3 protein-coding genes and 1 pseudogene are annotated in these 3,993 nt (G+C 56.1%); 2 read left to right on the top strand and 2 right to left on the bottom strand.

The genetic code is table 11. The features are described from left to right. Positions 1 to 868 (bottom strand): annotated as a pseudogene (locus tag ACF8AM_RS02675) (hypothetical protein); the annotation flags it as partial. Positions 869 to 1,138: 270 nt separating this feature from the next. Here ACF8AM_RS02675 and ACF8AM_RS02670 point away from each other — a divergent pair. Next, positions 1,139 to 1,492 (top strand): hypothetical protein, encoded by a 354-nt coding sequence (locus ACF8AM_RS02670; RefSeq protein WP_392554153.1) that lies wholly within the window; start codon positions 1,139 to 1,141, stop codon positions 1,490 to 1,492. 49 nt (positions 1,493 to 1,541) lie between these two features. Further along, the gene (locus ACF8AM_RS02665) at positions 1,542 to 2,714 is read left to right on the top strand and encodes a hypothetical protein (RefSeq protein WP_392554152.1); all 1,173 of its coding nucleotides are present in this window, start codon (positions 1,542 to 1,544) and stop codon (positions 2,712 to 2,714) included. Positions 2,715 to 2,914: 200 nt separating this feature from the next. Here the strand turns inward: ACF8AM_RS02665 and ACF8AM_RS02660 are convergent. Continuing rightward, positions 2,915 to 3,993, bottom strand: a 1,079-nt coding sequence (locus tag ACF8AM_RS02660) for a cupin domain-containing protein (protein ID WP_392554151.1), incomplete at its 5' end; no start/stop codon positions are given.

Below are 3,993 nucleotides of genomic sequence, written 5' to 3'. Positions count from 1 at the left end.
TGTGTCGTTCGATCTCATCGAGACGGCGGATTTCGGCGAGGGCTTCGAGACGTTCCTGGCGAGTTTCTCGCGGGAGGTCGTCCCGGTAAGGTTGGTTATCCGAAACGCGGCGCAGACCGGATCCGACCGACTCGCTGCGGGATGAGGAGGCGACGCGGGCGCGTTGTTCAGGGATGTGCGAAGGGCCGCCTGGTAAAAATTCAATCGGCTCGTCGGTCGTGATGCTACGCAGGTCGGCGACCAATTCTTCTGCGGTGGTGACGACTTGATCGCGATGAATCCAACGGAATTCGCCCGAGGGAGGAACGATGCGGTACCAAGTCTGTGGGCCGTCGGGACCGTCGCGTTCGCTGCGACCAAGGATGGTGACGGTTTCGCCTTCACGCAGTTGGACCAGCCATCGATAGCGGCGGGCTCGGCCGAGATTGGTGCCGATCCACGCGACCGTTTTGTCTTCGATAATTTCTGCTTCGAGTGCATCGGGTTTGGCGTTCGGGCCGAGATCGGAGTCGATCAGCTTGGCCGCGTCCGCTGGGATCCAGCAAAAACTGTCGTCTGTTGGACGCACGCCGAGCCAACCGTCTTCGGTTTCGACATACACCTCCAGTTCTTGGCCGTGACGCAGTGGGTCGGTTCGGTAATCATCGCCCGATGGACCGCACCGCAGGTAAGCCGACTCTTCGGCGACAAACACCAAGTAGGGCTCCGATACGAACGGAGACGCGGAGTCGCCGGATCCGTTGGATTGAGCCGACACCACCGAATTCGTAAGAGCGACCAGCAAGCAAAAGAGCACGCCGATGACGGGCTTTTGCGCGAGGTGAGCCGAATAACGGGACGAAGTTTTTAACAGCGGGGACCGACGCATCGTGCGGCTTCCGTTGTGACAGGTAAGAAACAGTTTATTGAGCAAGTTCGCTAGCGGCGTCTATGCCGAGGCTAGAGAAGTCAGCGATAGCGACAAAAGCGTCGCGGTAGCAAGGTCAAATCTTCGTTCGCGTCAGTTTCTCAGTTTCGGGTGCATGTCAGGAATTGCAACGGCCCAGAATAGCGTCAAAAGCTCAATAGGAGTTTTTCGGATTGTTGTGTTAAGCTACGCGGGCTGTCGTTGCCCGGGTAACTTTTGGGAGATCATCGCATGGATGCGAATCAAAACCTGCTGGATGAAAAACTCGCCGATTTGTTGAAGCAGGCCGCTGAGGTGGCCGCCCAGATCCAGGCAAAAGAACAGGGTGTCGGGACGCCCCATTTCGATCAAATCGAGATTCCCGCCCACGAAGTTGGCCAGCGACTGAGCCAAATGATTCAGTCCACACGGGCCACCGATGTGGCTCTCCAGCAGGCTGGGCAAATGAAGTGTCCTGACTGTGGCAAGGAGTGCCGCGTCGAACCGACCCGGCGGCAAGTCCACTCGATGGACGGCCCCATCGAACTGACCGAATCGGTTGCTCATTGCCGTCGCTGTCGCCGGTCTTTTTTTCCCTCAGCGTGAAGCACTCGGGCTCGATCCACGAGAATCCACCCCCGGATTCAAACGCCAGATGGTGATCCTGGATGCCGAAACGCGGTCGCTCAAGCGAGCATCGATCGTGATGAAGCGAGTCGTTGGCTTGGACGTTTCGACCAACACCATCGAACGTGTCGCTTTGGAAGTCGGCAACGATCTCGAAGCTGCCGAGCAAGCGCGTTGGCAGAACATCCTCACCGGCGAGGTGCCGGTTCCTTCGGTAGCGATTGTTGAATTTGACGGGGGTCGAATACGAACTCGTAAGACCGGCTGTGGTCCTCGCGTTCACTTGGATGCAAAAGGTTGGAACGAAACCAAGAACGCGATCTTTGTGAGCGCCACCAGCGAGACATCCGGGGTCGATCCGCAGCCCAACCCGCCAGCATGTTTTCTGGATGCCGACCACGTTGCGAAGTTGACGGAGAAAGCAAAAACCAAGGAAAACACGGGCTCGAATGACTCTCTTCCCGAAGAACAAGAAGTTTCTGAGAAAGACCAAGCGTGCAAAATCAAAGCATCTCACAAGCCCCAGCGTTTACTTCGCACCGTGATCGCGAGCATGAAGAGCTCCAAACCGTTCGGCGCTCAGATGGCACGCGAAGCAAAGCGACGTCGTTTCGACGAGGCTCCCCGCAAGGCATACGTGGCCGACGGTTTAACCTGTAACTGGACGATCCACGCCGAGCACTTTGAAGAATACGTTGCGATCCTTGATTTCACTCACGCGGTCAGCTACCTGTTCACCGCATCGCTGCTTTGCTTTGGCAAAACCGATCAAGCTTGGGAAGCTTACCTGGACTGGATGACGAGAGCCTGGCGGGGCAACGTCGGGGTGGTCATCACCGACCTGAAGTCTCACCAAGCTCGCATCGGCTTGCCGCCGGAGGACACCGATGAGGATGACCCGCGCGAGCAGTTGCGGCGCGTGATTGGATACTTGGAAAACAATCAGCAGAGGATGCGTTACGAGGAGTACCGGATGTCTGGACTGCCGACGACGAGTGCTTGGATGGAGTCGGCGGTCAAGGAGATGAATTATCGGATCAAGGGGACTGAAATGTTCTGGAACAAACCGGCCGGTGCTGAAGCCATTCTGCAGATTCGTGCGGCAGCCTTGAGCGATGACGACCGTCTGGTCCGCCTGCTGAGCCATCGACCAGGACAACTGACACTCCGACGCAGCCCCCCCGCCACTCAAGCCGCCTAGAAACTACAATCCCTGACATGCACCCGAAAAAAATTCCAAAATTCTAACCGCGAGGGGCTCGCGGTCTTCGACGCTGCGCGACCATCAACCAAAACAAGCGGCAGTGCCATTCGTGTCCGACACCTTTGTTGCACCAAAGTCGGTCCCGCGAACTCGATATCCAGATGGATCTTCCATTGCCGGGCGCCATTTTTGGCTGATCACTTTTTTCGTTCGTAGTTCTGCAATCGTTCGAGGTACAAATGTGATTCGACGAAGTTCCGGTGCGCTGAATCGGTCATCTCTTCAAGCAACTCCAGCGCTGAGATATAGCTGGCGAGGTTTCCGTTCGATGAGATCATCTTGCCGTCTTTGACAAAACTCACTCGAGTGTCGTCCTGCACGGAAAGGCTTGGGTAGGTTTGCTGCAGTAGGTCGCCTCCACCGATGTAGGTCACGATTTTGCGTCCGTTTGCGACGCCGGAAGCGCCAATCAAGTGAGCTCCGGCGCAGTTGCTCATTGTGAAGTCAGTCGTTTTCCCCTTCGTTTTGACAAACTCCACAATCTCATCCGTCGCAACCACCGTTTCCATGTCATACGAGCTGGAAACGACCAGCACGTTCAACTCCGGGCAGTCGTCGAACGAATAGTCCGGGACCACTCGCAACCCGCTTTCCATCGGAACTGGTTGATATGATTGGGCGATTGTGACGACGTTGAATAGCCGCTTGCCTTCTTCGTTGGGCTTGGAGAAAACATCGATTGGGGCAGTGACTTCTGTCATCAGGACATTATCGAACAACAAGACACCGATCGTGGTCAACGACTCGTCAAACGAGGCACGATTGACATTGTCGTTCACATGGATGGTGCACGTTTGGGGGGACGCGGTGATCGCAGCAGCCTTTGAATTCGTTTTTGCTTTTGCGACTTCTTCGGCGGGAATGGTCAGACGCCGAGCGTTTCTGGGGTGAACCATGGTCACAACGACTTGTGTTTCTTTTGTGGCGTCCGGATTTCGTGCGACTTCGTGCAGAACCATGGTGGGTTCAAAGAACGTGTCACCTTGGTGCAGCACCCGCAGAGGCTTTCCGTCGATTTTGAATTCCAACGTGCCTTTCAAAACGTAGCCGACTACTTCACCGGGATGATGGTGCGGCGGAGAGGACGCACCGGGGGCGAAGGTGAGTTCGATCAGCGACTTCGACATGGGGGCTCCGTCCACCGTGCTTGAAATGGGATCGGTGCGAAGCAATTTGACAACCGGCATCTTTGATTGTGACGTTTGTTCTGCCACGG

This window comes from Rhodopirellula sp. JB055, assembly GCF_043100905.1.
In the GTDB taxonomy this organism is placed as follows: Bacteria; Planctomycetota; Planctomycetia; order Pirellulales; family Pirellulaceae; genus Rhodopirellula.
The sequence above is the reverse complement of the archived record's forward strand: the minus strand, read 5'-3'. Positions and strand labels throughout refer to the sequence as shown.

What these genes read in the sequence shown, in the direction of transcription:
- ACF8AM_RS02665 (WP_392554152.1), top strand. Translation starts at nt 1,542, where the DNA reads ATGGTGATCCTGGATGCCGAAACGCGGTCGCTCAAGCGAGCATCGATC.
- ACF8AM_RS02670 (WP_392554153.1), top strand. Translation starts at nt 1,139, where the DNA reads ATGGATGCGAATCAAAACCTGCTGGATGAAAAACTCGCCGATTTGTTG.